At 60.0% G+C, this 13857-nt stretch carries 10 protein-coding genes; 6 read left to right on the forward strand and 4 right to left on the reverse strand.

The window, feature by feature from the left end; all coding sequences use genetic code 11:
• Positions 1–61: 61 nt before the first annotated feature.
• From AB4N84_RS22685 to rloA, 3 genes are read right to left on the reverse strand one after another with little or no spacing between them, the layout of a single operon-like run.
• Complete coding sequence (locus tag AB4N84_RS22685; protein WP_167362027.1) at positions 62–1030, reverse strand: alpha-L-glutamate ligase-like protein; 969 nt, start codon at positions 1028–1030, stop codon at positions 62–64.
• Entirely contained in the window at positions 1030–2580 is a 1551-nt protein-coding gene (rloB, locus tag AB4N84_RS22690; RefSeq protein WP_460043278.1) for an osmotic stress tolerance membrane protein RloB, read from the reverse strand. The genes AB4N84_RS22685 and rloB overlap by 1 nt, the downstream gene beginning before the upstream one ends.
• 4 nt (positions 2581–2584) lie before the next feature.
• Complete coding sequence (rloA, locus tag AB4N84_RS22695; RefSeq protein ID WP_074749750.1) at positions 2585–3133, reverse strand: retropepsin-like aspartic peptidase RloA; 549 nt, start codon at positions 3131–3133, stop codon at positions 2585–2587.
• A 298-nt stretch (positions 3134–3431) separates the two neighbouring features.
• On the opposite strand from rloA, the gene AB4N84_RS22700 reads away from it, so the two are divergent.
• The 5 genes from AB4N84_RS22700 to prpF all read left to right on the forward strand — a co-directional run bounded on the left by AB4N84_RS22700 (position 3432) and on the right by prpF (position 10304).
• Entirely contained in the window at positions 3432–4154 is a 723-nt protein-coding gene (locus AB4N84_RS22700) for a GntR family transcriptional regulator (protein WP_074749751.1), read from the forward strand.
• Entirely contained in the window at positions 4151–5041 is an 891-nt protein-coding gene (gene prpB / locus AB4N84_RS22705; RefSeq protein ID WP_460043280.1) for a methylisocitrate lyase, read from the forward strand. The genes AB4N84_RS22700 and prpB overlap by 4 nt, the downstream gene beginning before the upstream one ends.
• Before the next feature lie 204 nt (positions 5042–5245).
• Positions 5246–6373 carry a bifunctional 2-methylcitrate synthase/citrate synthase gene (prpC, locus tag AB4N84_RS22710; RefSeq protein ID WP_460043281.1) on the forward strand — a complete coding sequence of 376 codons (1128 nt, stop codon included), beginning with the start codon at positions 5246–5248 and terminating at the stop codon, positions 6371–6373.
• A gap of 86 nt (positions 6374–6459) precedes the next feature.
• A complete protein-coding gene (acnD, locus tag AB4N84_RS22715; protein WP_460047105.1) occupies positions 6460–9054 on the forward strand; it encodes a Fe/S-dependent 2-methylisocitrate dehydratase AcnD in 2595 nt (864 codons plus the stop codon).
• A 59-nt stretch (positions 9055–9113) separates the two neighbouring features.
• Positions 9114–10304, forward strand: coding sequence for a 2-methylaconitate cis-trans isomerase PrpF (gene prpF / locus AB4N84_RS22720; protein ID WP_460043282.1), 1191 nt, complete (start codon positions 9114–9116; stop codon positions 10302–10304).
• Between the two features lie 118 nt (positions 10305–10422).
• On the opposite strand, the gene ppsR is transcribed toward prpF, so the two are convergent.
• On the reverse strand, positions 10423–11241 hold the full coding sequence (ppsR, locus tag AB4N84_RS22725) for a posphoenolpyruvate synthetase regulatory kinase/phosphorylase PpsR (protein ID WP_074749755.1): 819 nt from the start codon (positions 11239–11241) through the stop codon (positions 10423–10425).
• Between the two features lie 213 nt (positions 11242–11454).
• Between ppsR and ppsA the strand changes: the two genes are divergently transcribed.
• Positions 11455–13830 (forward strand): phosphoenolpyruvate synthase, encoded by a 2376-nt coding sequence (gene ppsA, locus AB4N84_RS22730; RefSeq protein WP_460043283.1) that lies wholly within the window; start codon positions 11455–11457, stop codon positions 13828–13830.
• The last annotated feature ends 27 nt before the right edge of the window (positions 13831–13857 follow it).

Below are 13857 nucleotides of genomic sequence, written 5' to 3' on the forward strand. Positions count from 1 at the left end.
GGTTGAGTCCTAGAGGCCATGTCGGGTCTGAGCTGTGTTGAGGCGCATTGATCACATGCCGTCAAACGTGCCCGAACAATGCCTGAGCGAATTTTACGCGTTCTTCCGGGCTCTCGTGTCTGCCTTGAGCGGCGAGCTCGGCCAGTCGCTGCTCGACGGCTGTCGTGCGATGCGTCAGGCCGCAGTCGTTGGCGATCTGAATGTTCAGGCCCGGACGGGCGTTGAGTTCCAGAATCAGCGGACCCCTGTCCTGATCCAGCACCATGTCGACGCCGATGTAGCCCAGGCCGCACAGCTCGTAGCATTCGGCAGCCAGTTTCATGAATCCGTCCCAGTTGGGCAGTTGCACCCCATCCACCGCGTTGGTAGTGTCCGGGTGTTTGCTGATGATGTTGTTCAGCCAGGTGCCGCGCAAGGTCAGGCCGGTGGCCAGGTCAACGCCGACGCCGATGGCGCCCTGGTGCAGGTTGGCTTTGCCTCCGGACTGGCGGGTCGGCAGGCGCAACATGGCCATGACCGGGTAACCCATCAGCACGATCACCCTGATGTCAGGCACACCTTCGTAACTGATGCTCTTGAAGATCTGGTCAGGCGTTACGCGGTACTCGATCAGCGCGCGGTCGCGGTGTCCGCCCAGGGAATACAGGCCGGTCAGGATGCTGGAAATCTGATGCTCGATTTCTTCGTGGCTGATGATGCGTCCGGAGATCGTGCGAAAGCGCTCTTCGAACCGGTCGGCGATCACCAGAATGCCGTCGCCGCCCGCACCCTGCGCGGGTTTGATGACGAAGTCACTGCGCCCGCCGATGATGTCGTCGAGCTTCTCGATTTCCTTCTCGGTGGAAATGATGCCGTACATTTCAGGCACATGAATGCCGGCCGCGATGGCCCGCTCCTTGGTGATGATCTTGTCGTCGACGATCGGGTACAGGCTGCGCTTGTTGTACTTGAGCACATAGTCGGCGTTACGCCGGTTGATGCCCATGATCCCTTTGGCTTCGAGGGCCTTCCAGGTTTTCCACCAGCCGATCATTTGACGTTTTCCCGTTCGGCGTCTTCCTTCAAGAAGGCCTTGAAACGCACCAGTTCTGTCAGGCGGTAGCCGCGATAGCGACCCATCGCCAGCATGAAACCGACAAGAATCAGCAGAATGGCCGGGAACGTGAACACGAAGTAGATGAGTTCCGGGACGCTCATGATGATGTGGGCCAGCGAAGCGGCGAAGAGCGTGCCGATGGCAACTTTCATCGCGTGGCTGCCGCCCCGTTCTTCCCACGTGATCGACAGGCGTTCGATGGTCATGGTCAGGATCACCATCGGGAACAGGGCCACCGACAGGCCTCGTTCAAGCCCCAGCTTGTGGCTGAACAGGCTGATGGCGGCAATCAGCACGACCACGAAGGTGAGCACCACTGACAACCTGGGCAACATCTGCAGCTTGAGGTGTTCAAGGTAGGAGCGCAGCGACAGCCCCAGCGCGGTAATGATCGTGAACAAGACGATGCCGAAGCCCAGCTGGGTCTCGCGAAACGCCAGTGCAATCAGTACGGGAGTGAACGTGCCCAGGGTCTGCAGGCCGATCAGGTTGCGCAGGATCAGAATGACCAGCACCCCGATCGGGATCATCACCATGATCATGAAGGTCTGCTGGGTTTGCAGCGGCAGGCCGTACAGCGAATATTCGAGGAAGTCGGCGTCCGTGCTTTCGTCGGTGAGTTTGGCGAGGCGAATGGCGTTCATCTCGCTGTTGTTCAGGCTGAAGCTGACCGCCGCTTTCTTGCCCCCTTCGACGGTGATCAGGTTGTCGTCGCCGATCCACCACAGGAGGCGGTCCTGCGGCAGGCCGGCTTCACCGGTTTCGGGGTTGAAATACAGCCAGTCCTTGCCGTTGAAACTGCGCAACCACAGCTCGGGTGTCTGCGGCTGGTCGGCGACCAGGCGAATGGTGTGGACCTTCTCGACGGGAACGTGAGCAATGGACAGCAGGATTTCGGTGATACGGGCTTTGTTCTGGACCGAGGTGTCGCCGGCCAGGAGCAGCTTGACGTTGTCGTCGCTCAGATTGTTGACACGTCGGATGGCTTCGCTGACGAACGTTTCGACGTCGGCCGAGTGCTGACGGATCGGGGCGAGCAGGGCGTCGGCAGCGATTTTTTCCGGGCCTTCCACGGCGATGCTGTCACGGAAAATCGGGCCCTTGATCTTGGCTTTTTCGCCGCCGTAGCGCTTGGTCAAGACCAGGCGGTAATAAAGCGTCTGGTTGCCGTTGGCGCGTCGGGCGGACCAGGTGACCTTGCGGTTGCCGTCGGCGCGGTTGACGTTCACGCCGTAGTTGTTGGAGATGAAGCTTTCGTTGAGGCTGATGTAGTCGCGCGAGAGCGGCGGTACGTACATCTGGACCTTGACCGAGTCTTTCGGGTTGGCCACGAACTCGACCTTGGCGTCGATGTTCCACAAATCGTCGGTTTCGTCTTCGGTCACCGGGATGCCGAGCACCAATATCTGATAGGCCGTGATCGCGATCCCCAGTGCCACCAGGGCTGTGATCAGGATTTTCAGATGAAGGGTTAGAGAGCGCATGTGTTTACTCTGCGGTTTGAGCATCAGTGACGCAGGCGGGTTTGCCCGCTGCATATTTAAGGCTTGGATCAACCAGCGCGTCGAAGCGTTTGAGCGCTTCGGAGCCAATCAAAAGCGGGTATTGGAATGCACTTCGGTCGGTCAAGTTCACTTCTATGGTGCGTGAAGCCCTGCCCATGCACACATCGAGACTGATCACCGGCCGCGCGGTGTATTTCTTTTCATCGTCGGGATCGACATCGCCGGCGCGGCGCTTGATCTTGCTGACCCTGGCCAGAGGCCGTTCGATCGGGTGTTCGTGGGCATCATCGATGGCCAGGTAGAAGCGTACCCAGGACTCGCCGTCACGTTTGAAACGCTTGATGTCGCGCGCGCTGAGCGAAGCCGTTTTGGCACCCGTGTCCAGTTTTGCCGCGACTTGAAGGTCAATGCCGGCCAGTTCAGCGTACTCGTTCAGTCCATAGACGGTCTTGTCGGCTGCCAGGCTCGAATCCGGGCGGAGCACGCCCGACAGGAGCAGGCATAAGAGAAGAAGTAGGGAATGGCGGCTCATAGGTCCTGGCATGGTGGAGGGAAACGAGGAGCTGTTCGACGTCAGCTCGGGGTTCGGACTGGCTTGAGAGCCACGGCCAGTAAGGACGTCCCTGATCGCAGGGTCAGGCAGGCTAATGCGGTCGGCATTCTAGCATGAAGGTTTTATGGCGCCAGTAACGGGTTGGATGGACAGTGCCTGTGGGAAAACGCCTGCTGCTTCGAGGTTGTTAGACGATTGTCGACAATCATTAATTTCTCTTTGACTGAAAGCGAGTATTTGACTAGATTTAGGCGCATTCCATTGAAAGGTGTCGACAATGCTGGAATCCATCGAAACTGCAGCGATTGCTCAGGTCGATTCGGAAACGTTGTCGGAGAACGTTTTCCGGCGCATTCAGGCTGCGATCGTCAAAGGTGAGATCGCGCCGGGCAGCAAGATTTCCGAGCCGGAACTGGCGCGTACTTACGGCATCAGTCGCGGGCCGCTGCGTGAGGCGATCCATCGTCTCGAAGGTCAGCGCCTGCTGGTGCGCGTTCCGCATGTGGGCGCTCGCGTGGTGTCCCTGAGTCATGCCGAACTCGTTGAGCTCTATGAAATTCGCGAATCGCTGGAAGGCATGGCGTGCCGACTCGCTGCCGAGCGCATGACGGCTCAGGAAGTCGACGACTTGCGACGTGTGCTCGAGACTCACGAGCGCGACACGGCGTTTCAGGCGGGCGTGGGGTATTACCAGCAGGAAGGCGATTTCGACTTTCATTACCGGATCATCCAGGGCGCGCGCAACAGCACGTTGACCCAGATGCTTTGCGGCGAGCTTTACCAACTGGTGCGCATGTACCGTATCCAGTTTTCCACCACGCCCAATCGCCCGCGTCAGGCCTTCACGGAGCATCACCGCATTCTGGATGCCATCGCCGACCGCGACGGGGAATTGGCCGAATTGTTGATGCGCCGTCATATCGGCGCATCGAAACGCAATATCGAACAGCGCTATCAAGAACAACGCCATCAAGCCACTCCTGCCCGAGGTGAACAATGACTTCAAGAACGACTGCCGGCCAACGCTTCCGTGATGCCGTCGCGAGCGAGCATCCTTTGCAAGTGGTCGGCGCGATCAATGCCAATCACGCGCTGTTGGCGCAACGTGCCGGCTTCAAGGCGATTTACCTGTCGGGCGGCGGTGTGGCGGCCGGCTCGCTGGGTGTGCCTGATCTGGGCATTACCGGCCTGGACGACGTATTGACCGATGTCCGTCGCATCACTGATGTCTGCGAGCTGCCACTGCTGGTGGACGTGGACACCGGGTTCGGGGCGTCGGCGTTCAACGTGGCGCGGACCGTGAAGTCGATGATCAAGTTCGGCGCGGCCGCCATGCACATTGAGGATCAGGTGGGCGCCAAGCGTTGCGGCCATCGTCCCGGTAAGGAAATCGTCTCGCAGCAGGAAATGGTCGACCGCATCAAGGCGGCGGTCGACGCGCGCACCGATGACAGTTTCGTGATCATGGCGCGGACCGATGCGCTGGCGGTCGAAGGTCTCGAATCCGCACTGGACCGCGCGGCGGCGTGCATCGAGGCGGGGGCGGACATGGTGTTCCCCGAGGCCATCACAGAACTTGAAATGTACAAACTGTTCGCGTCGCGGGTGAAGGCGCCGATTCTGGCGAACATCACTGAGTTTGGCTCGACGCCGCTGTTTACCACCGAAGAACTGAAGGCAGCGGAGGTTTCACTGGTGCTGTATCCGCTGTCGGCCTTCCGCGCAATGAACAAGGCCGCCGAAAACGTGTACACGGCGATTCGTCGCGATGGCACGCAAAAGAACGTTGTCGATACCATGCAGACCCGCATGGAACTGTATGACCGCATCGATTACCACGCTTTTGAACAGAAGCTGGACGCGCTGTTTGCGCAGAAGAAGGGCTGAGCGTTCACCCTGATTTTTGGATGGGCGTCTACAACGCTGTGGGAGCGAATTCATTCGCGAGACGTCCGTTCAGGCGGTGCATCTCTGTGCCTGTTGAATGTTTCGCGAATGAATTCGCTCCTACAGACCCGCGTCGTTCTGATGATCCGGTGAGCGCTGACATGAATTGCCGATTCCCCGAAAACTATAAGATTGGAGACAGCAATGGCTGAAGCAAAAGTATTGAGTGGCGCTGGCCTGCGTGGCCAGGTGGCTGGGCAGACGGCCCTGTCGACCGTTGGCCAGGCCGGCGCCGGGTTGACCTATCGCGGTTATGACGTTCGCGAGCTGGCGGCTGATGCCCGTTTTGAAGAAGTAGCCTATTTGCTGCTGTACGGCGAGCTGCCGAATCAGGTGCAACTGGACCGTTACCTGGAAAAGCTGCAAGGGCTGCGTGACTTGCCGCCAGCCTTGAAAGAAGTGCTGGAGCGTATTCCTGCCGACACCCATCCGATGGACGTGATGCGTACCGGCTGCTCGATGCTTGGCACGCTGGAACCTGAAGTCAGCTTCGATCAGCAGCACGATTCCACCGACCGGCTGCTGGCCGCGTTCCCGGCGATCATGTGTTACTGGTACCGCTTCAGCCACGAGGGCAAGCGGATCGACTGCGTGACCGACGAGGTGTCCATTGCCGGGCATTTCCTCAAGCTGCTGTTGGACAAAACGCCGAGCGAACTGCACCGCAAGGTGATGGACGTCTCGCTGATTCTGTACGCAGAGCACGAATTCAACGCCTCGACGTTTACCGCGCGGGTCTGCGCGTCGACCTTGTCGGACCTGTTTTCGTGTGTCACGGCCGCCATCGGCACGCTGCGCGGCCCGTTGCATGGCGGCGCCAACGAAGCCGCCATGGACATGATCGAGAAGTTTTCCTCGGCCGAAGAAGCCACTCAAGGCACGCTGGCGATGCTGGCGCGCAAGGACAAGATCATGGGGTTCGGCCACGCGATCTATAAAGACAACGATCCGCGTAATGAAGTGATCAAGGGCTGGTCCAGAAAACTGGCGGACGAGGTCGGCGACACGGTGTTGTTCCCGGTGTCTGAAGCCATCGACAAGACCATGTGGGAGCAGAAAAAGCTGTTTCCCAACGCCGATTTCTATCATGCCTCGGCGTATCACTTCATGGGGATTCCTACCAAATTGTTCACGCCGATCTTCGTTTGTTCGCGCCTGACGGGATGGGCGTCCCATGTGTTCGAACAGCGCGCCAACAACCGCATCATCCGTCCAAGCGCCGAGTACATCGGCGTCGAGCAGCGCACGTTCGTGCCAATCGAACAGCGCTGAACGGTGGGGATGCCTGAATACCTGTAGGCGCGCGCTACGCCGGATCAGGCCCCACCCTCCGAAACTACCGTGACCGAGTCCTGATGATGAACACTGAACATCGCAAACAACTGCCCGGCACCTCGCTTGATTACTTCGACGCCCGAGCGGCGGTCGATGCCATCAAGCCCGGTGCCTACGCAACGCTGCCCTACACCTCCCGCGTGCTGGCCGAAAACCTGGTTCGCCGCTGCGACCCCTTGACCTTGAAGGCATCGCTGACGCAACTGATCGAGCGCAAGCGCGACCTCGACTTTCCGTGGTTCCCGGCGCGTGTGGTGTGCCACGACATTCTGGGCCAGACCGCGCTGGTCGACCTCGCCGGGTTGCGCGACGCCATTGCCGACATGGGCGGTGATCCGGCGCAGGTCAACCCGGTAGTGCCGGTGCAGCTGATTGTCGACCACTCGCTGGCCGTCGAGTGTGGCGGGTACGATCCTGATGCGTTCGCCAAAAACCGTGCGATCGAAGACCGTCGCAACGAGGACCGTTTCCACTTCATCAACTGGACCAAGCAGGCGTTCAAGAACGTGGAGGTGATCCCGCCGGGCAACGGCATCATGCACCAGATCAACCTGGAGCGAATGTCGCCGGTGATTCAGACGCTCCATGGCGTCGCATTCCCGGATACCTTGGTGGGGACCGACAGCCATACGCCGCACGTGGACGCCTTGGGCGTGATCGCCATCGGTGTGGGCGGCCTGGAAGCCGAGAACGTCATGCTCGGTCGCGCGTCGTGGATGCGTTTGCCGGACATCATCGGTGTCGAGTTGAACGGCCGCCCACAGCCAGGGATTACCGCCACCGACGTGGTGTTGGCGCTGACCGAATACCTGCGCCAACAGAAAGTGGTCGGTGCGTACCTCGAATTCTATGGCGAGGGCGCTCGGGCGCTGACGCTGGGGGATCGCGCGACGATTTCCAACATGGCACCCGAATACGGCGCCACGGCGGCGATGTTCTCCATCGACCAGCAGACCATTGACTACCTTAAGCTCACTGGCCGTGAAGACGATCAAGTGAAACTGGTGGAAACCTATGCCAGGGAGACCGGCCTGTGGGCTGACAGCCTGACGACTGCCCAATACGAGCGGGTACTGAGCTTCGACCTGTCCAGTGTGGTGCGTAACATGGCCGGGCCGTCCAATCCGCACGCCCGTGTCGCGACCGCGGATCTGGCGGCCAAAGGCATCGCCAGTGCCTGGGAAGAAACGCCCGGCCAAATGCCCGACGGCGCGGTCATCATTGCCGCCATCACCAGTTGCACCAACACCAGCAACCCGCGCAACGTGATTGCCGCAGGTTTGTTGGCCCGTAATGCCAACGCACTGGGCCTGACCCGTAAGCCGTGGGTGAAGTCGTCGCTGGCGCCGGGCTCCAAGACCGTCGCGCTTTATCTGGACGAGGCCGGGCTGACCACCGAACTGGAGCAGCTGGGTTTCGGCGTCGTCGCCTTTGCCTGCACCACCTGCAACGGCATGTCCGGTGCGCTGGACCCGGTGATTCAGCAGGAAATCATCGACCGCGACCTGTACGCCACCGCCGTGCTGTCAGGCAACCGCAACTTCGACGGCCGTATCCACCCTTATGCCAAGCAGGCCTTTCTCGCCTCGCCACCTCTGGTCGTGGCCTACGCGATCGCGGGCACCATCCGCTTCGATATCGAGAAGGATGTGCTGGGTACTGGCCCTGATGGCCAGGAGATCCGCCTGAAAGACATCTGGCCGACGGATGAAGAAATCAATGCGGTGGTCAAGGCATCGGTCAAGCCGGAGCAGTTCCGCCAGGTCTATATCCCGATGTTCGCGATCCATGAAGACACCGGCCCGAAAGTCGATCCGCTGTACGACTGGCGCCCGATGAGCACCTATATTCGCCGGCCTCCTTACTGGGAAGGCGCGCTGGCGGGCGAGCGTACGCTCACGGGCATGCGACCACTCGCGGTGTTGCCAGACAACATCACCACCGATCACCTGTCGCCGTCCAACGCGATCATGCTCGACAGCGCGGCGGGCGAGTACCTGGCGAAAATGGGCCTGCCGGAAGAGGACTTCAACTCATACGCCACCCACCGTGGGGACCACCTGACCGCCCAGCGCGCGACGTTCGCCAACCCTAAACTGTTCAACGAAATGGTTCAGGAAGGCGGCAAGGTCAAGCAGGGCTCGCTGGCGCGGATCGAGCCGGAAGGCAAGGTGACCCGTATGTGGGAAGCGATCGAAACCTACATGGAGCGCAAACAGCCGCTGATTATCGTTGCGGGCGCCGATTACGGTCAGGGTTCGTCCCGCGACTGGGCGGCCAAGGGCGTGCGTCTGGCAGGTGTGGAAGCCATCGTTGCCGAAGGTTTCGAGCGCATCCACCGCACCAACCTCGTCGGCATGGGCGTCTTGCCGCTGGAGTTCAAACCCGGGACCAACCGCACGACATTGGGTATCGACGGCACCGAGACCTATGACGTCATCGGCGAGCGCACGCCGCGTGCGACCCTGACGCTGGTGATTCATCGCAACAACGGCGAGCGTCTGGACGTGCCGGTCACCTGCCGTCTCGACACCGGCGAAGAGGTGTCGATTTACGAAGCGGGCGGTGTCTTGCAGCGCTTCGCTCAAGACTTCCTCGAATCGGCCTCCGTGGCCTGACGACGTGCCGACGCCACCAAAGGGTGGTGTCGGCGTTTGAACGAAAGGAAAGCGATTCCATGGCTCATACAGCGCAAATCAGGATTCCCGCGACCTACATGCGCGGCGGCACCAGTAAAGGCGTGTTTTTTCGCCTGCAGGATCTGCCCGAGGCCGCCCAAGTACCGGGTCCGTCCCGTGATGCCCTGTTGCTTCGGGTGATCGGCAGCCCCGACCCTTATGCCAAGCAGATCGATGGCATGGGGGGCGCGACGTCCAGTACCAGCAAGACGGTGATCCTGTCCAAAAGCATCAAGGCCGATCACGACGTTGACTACCTGTTCGGCCAGGTGTCCATCGACACGCCGTTCGTGGACTGGAGCGGCAACTGCGGCAACCTCTCGGCGGCGGTCGGGCCGTTCGCGATCAGCAACGGCCTGGTGGATGCCAGCCGCGTGCCTGATAACGGCGTTGCCGTGATCCGGATCTGGCAGGCCAATATTGGCAAGACGATCATTGCCCACGTGCCGATGACCAACGGCGCGGTGCAGGAAACCGGTGATTTCGAACTCGATGGCGTGACCTTTCCCGCCGCCGAGGTACAGCTGGCGTTCATGGACCCGGCAGCCGAAGAAGAGGGCGCGGGCGGTTCGATGTTCCCGACCGGTAATCTGGTGGACGAGCTTGAGGTGCCGGGCGTCGGCACGTTCAAGGCGACCATGATCAATGCCGGCATCCCGACCATTTTCGTCAACGCCAGCGACATCGGTTACACCGGCACCGAGTTGCAGGACGCGATCAACAGCGACGCAAATGCCTTGACCAGGTTTGAAACCATCCGCGCGTACGGCGCCGTGCGCATGGGTTTGATTGCCCATGTGGATGAGGCGGCCAAGCGTCAGCACACGCCGAAAGTGGCCTTTGTTGCGGCCCCCAGCGAGTACGTATCGTCCAGCGGCAAGCGGGTGACGGTGGAGGATGCCGATCTGTTGGTGCGCGCCATGTCCATGGGCAAGCTGCACCACGCCATGATGGGGACGGCGGCGGTGGCGATCGGCACTGCAGCGGCCATCCCTGGCACGCTGGTTAACCTGGCGGCCGGTGGCGGCGAGCGCAGCGCGGTCCGTTTCGGTCATCCATCCGGCACGTTGCGCGTCGGCGCAGAAGCGGCGCTGGTCGACGGCGAATGGCAGGTGAACAAAGCCATCATGAGCCGCAGTGCGCGGGTGTTGATGGAAGGGTGGGTGCGTGTGCCGGGCGATAGCTTCTGACGCTTTGCTTCGTCTTTTGTAGGAGCGCGCTTGCCCGCGAAAGCATTCTGTCAGGTACGTATTCGTTATAAACAGAAGGCATTCGCGGGCAAGCGCGCTCCTACAGTTTGCAAACGCGCTATTTAAAGCGTCGTTCGACGCCTTTTTCCACCAACACTTTCGCCGAAATTTCCTCAACCGAAAAATGTGTGGAATTGATGTTCGGAATGTTCTCCCGGCGGAACAGGTTTTCCACTTCGCGCACTTCGAACTCGCACTGGGCGAAGCTCGAATAACGGCTGTTGGGCTTGCGTTCGTGACGAATGGCGGTCAGTCGATCGGGATCGATGGTGAGGCCAAACAGCTTCGACCGGTGCTGCTTGAGCGCTGCCGGCAGTTGCAGGCGCTCCATGTCGTCTTCGGTCAGCGGATAGTTGGCCGCGCGGATGCCGAATTGCATGGCCATGTATAGACAGGTAGGCGTCTTCCCGCAGCGGGAAACGCCCACCAGAATGATGTCGGCCTTGTCGTAATAATGGGTTCTGGCACCGTCATCGTTGTCCAGCGCGAAGTTCACGGCCTCGATCCGCTCCATGTAATTGGAGTTGTGACCGATGGAGTGTGATTTGCCCACCGAGTAGGAGGAGTGTGAACTAAGCTCCTGCTCAAGTGGCGCCAGGAAGGTCGAGAAAATATCGATCATGAAGCCGTCGGACGTCGCCAGAATCTCGCGAATGTCCTGATTGACGATGGTGTCGAAGATGATCGGGCGCGCCTCGTCCTTTTCGGCAGCCTTGTTGATCTGCTGGACCATCGCCCGGGCCTTCTCGATGCTGTCGATATAGGGCCTGGTGAACTTGTTGAAGGTTATGTTTTCAAATTGCGCCAACAGGCTCTGACCAAGCGTTTCGGCCGTGATGCCGGTGCCGTCGGAGATAAAGAAAGCGGATCGTTTCATTTGCGCCTTGGGCCTTAAGCTGGTGACGATTCTTGGATATCATAGGCGGGCTTGCGAGCCATGACTGGCCGCATTCTACCTTTTTTCAAGGTTCTGATTTTAAGGATGAAGATTTTCAGGGGCCGAGCCACTCACGTGAGCGAGTCGCTTTTTTCCTGTGATGACAGCACCCATGCTTTTCCCAACAACAATTCGGTTAGTGGAGAGATCACCTTGGTAGAGTACGTAGTTTCCCTCGATAAGCTCGGCAAACATGATGTTGAGCATGTGGGGGGCAAGAACGCATCCCTCGGCGAGATGATCAGCAACCTGGCGGGCGCAGGCGTTTCCGTTCCCGGTGGCTTCGCCACTACCGCTCAGGCCTATCGTGATTTTCTTGAGCAAAGTGGCCTGAACGATCAGATCCACGCGGCGCTCGATGCTCTGGACGTCGACGACGTCAATGCACTGGCGAAAACCGGCGCGCAGATTCGTCAGTGGATCATGGAAGCCGAATTCCCCGAGAAGCTCAACGCTGAAATCCGCACTGCTTTCGCCGCGCTCTCGGCGGGCAATCCGGACATCGCCGTTGCCGTGCGTTCTTCCGCCACTGCAGAAGACCTGCCTGACGCCTCGTTTGCCGGCCAGCAGGAAACCTTCCTCAACATTCGCGGCGTCGAGAACGTGATCCGCGCGGCGAAAGAAGTCTTCGCTTCGCTGTTCAACGACCGCGCCATTTCCTACCGCGTGCACCAAGGTTTCGACCATAAGCTGGTCGCACTGTCCGCTGGCGTGCAGCGCATGGTCCGCTCCGAAACCGGTACGGCGGGCGTGATGTTCACGCTGGACACCGAATCCGGTTTCCGTGACGTCGTTTTCATCACCGGTGCTTATGGCCTGGGCGAAACCGTCGTACAAGGCGCGGTCAACCCGGACGAATTCTACGTTCACAAGAACACCCTTGAAGCCGGTCGCCCTGCGATCCTGCGCCGCAATCTGGGCAGCAAGGCCATCAAGATGATCTACGGCGACGAAGCCAAGGCCGGCAAGTCGGTCAAGGTCATCGACGTGGACGCCGCTGATCGCGCACGCTTCTGCCTGTCCGACGAAGAAGTCAGCAACCTGGCTCGCCAGGCAATGATCATCGAAAAGCACTACCAGTGCCCGATGGACATCGAATGGGCGAAAGATGGTGACGACGGCAAGCTCTACATCGTTCAGGCGCGTCCTGAAACCGTTAAGAGCCGCAGCTCGGGCAACGTCATGGAACGCTACCTGCTGAAAGAGAAGGGCACCGTTCTGGCAGAAGGCCGTGCGATTGGTCAGCGCATCGGCGCGGGCAAGGTGCGGATCATCAAGGACGTGTCCGAGATGGACAAGGTTCAGGCCGGCGACGTGCTGGTCTCCGACATGACCGATCCGGATTGGGAACCGGTGATGAAGCGCGCCAGCGCCATCGTCACCAACCGTGGCGGTCGTACCTGCCACGCCGCGATCATCGCGCGTGAACTGGGTATTCCTGCCGTCGTGGGCTGCGGCAACGCCACCGAGCTGTTGAAAGACGGTCAGGGCGTGACTGTGTCCTGTGCCGAAGGCGACACCGGTTACATCTTCGAAGGCGAGTTGGGCTTCGACATCAAGCAGAACTCGGTCGATGCCATGCCGGAACTGCCGTTCAAGATCATGATGAACGTCGGTAACCCTGACCGTGCGTTTGACTTCGCCCAGTTGCCCAACGCCGGTATCGGTCTGGCGCGTCTGGAGTTCATCATCAACCGCATGATCGGCGTGCACCCCAAAGCGCTGCTGAACTACCCGAATCTGCCGCTGGACATCAAGGAAAGCGTCGACAAGCGTATTGCCGGTTACGACGATCCGGTCGGTTTCTACGTCGAGAAGCTGGTCGAAGGCATCAGTACCCTGGCCGCGGCGTTTTCGCCGAAGAAGGTCATCGTGCGCCTGTCGGACTTCAAGTCCAATGAATACGCCAACCTGATCGGCGGCAAGCTGTATGAGCCGGAAGAAGAGAACCCGATGCTGGGCTTCCGCGGTGCGTCGCGTTACATCAGCGAAAACTTCCGTGACTGCTTCGAGCTCGAGTGCCGTGCCCTCAAGCGCGTGCGCAACGAGATGGGCCTGACCAACGTGGAAATCATGGTGCCGTTCGTGCGCACCCTGGGTGAAGCGAGTCAGGTGATCGACCTGCTGGCCGAAAACGGTCTGGCACGCGGCGAAAACGGTCTGCGCGTGATCATGATGTGCGAACTGCCGTCCAACGCCCTGATGGCTGAGGAGTTCCTCGAGTTCTTCGACGGCTTCTCCATCGGTTCCAACGACCTGACCCAGCTGACACTGGGCCTGGACCGCGACTCCGGGATCATCGCGCACCTGTTCGACGAGCGGAATCCTGCGGTCAAGAAGCTGCTGTCCAGCGCCATTCAGGCCTGTAACAAGGCGGGCAAGTACATCGGCATCTGCGGTCAGGGCCCGTCCGACCACCCGGATCTGGCGCGCTGGCTGATGGAGCAGGGCATCGAAAGCGTGTCGCTGAACCCCGACTCGGTACTGGAAACCTGGTTCTTCCTCTCCGAGGAGGATGCGCCAACCTGATACCCGGCAGGTAGAGCAATCGAGTAA

This window comes from Pseudomonas sp. S2_H01 (genome assembly GCF_054668305.1).

Excerpts from the sequence above, each read along its gene's own strand:
- ppsR (WP_074749755.1), bottom strand. The coding sequence starts at position 11,241 with ATGAAACGATCCGCTTTCTTTATCTCCGACGGCACCGGCATCACGGCC.
- rloB (WP_460043278.1), bottom strand. The coding sequence starts at position 2,580 with ATGCGCTCTCTAACCCTTCATCTGAAAATCCTGATCACAGCCCTGGTG.
- prpF (WP_460043282.1), top strand. The coding sequence starts at position 9,114 with ATGGCTCATACAGCGCAAATCAGGATTCCCGCGACCTACATGCGCGGC.
- AB4N84_RS22700 (WP_074749751.1), top strand. The coding sequence starts at position 3,432 with ATGCTGGAATCCATCGAAACTGCAGCGATTGCTCAGGTCGATTCGGAA.
- rloA (WP_074749750.1), bottom strand. The coding sequence starts at position 3,133 with ATGAGCCGCCATTCCCTACTTCTTCTCTTATGCCTGCTCCTGTCGGGC.
- acnD (WP_460047105.1), top strand. The coding sequence starts at position 6,460 with ATGAACACTGAACATCGCAAACAACTGCCCGGCACCTCGCTTGATTAC.
- prpC (WP_460043281.1), top strand. The coding sequence starts at position 5,246 with ATGGCTGAAGCAAAAGTATTGAGTGGCGCTGGCCTGCGTGGCCAGGTG.
- prpB (WP_460043280.1), top strand. The coding sequence starts at position 4,151 with ATGACTTCAAGAACGACTGCCGGCCAACGCTTCCGTGATGCCGTCGCG.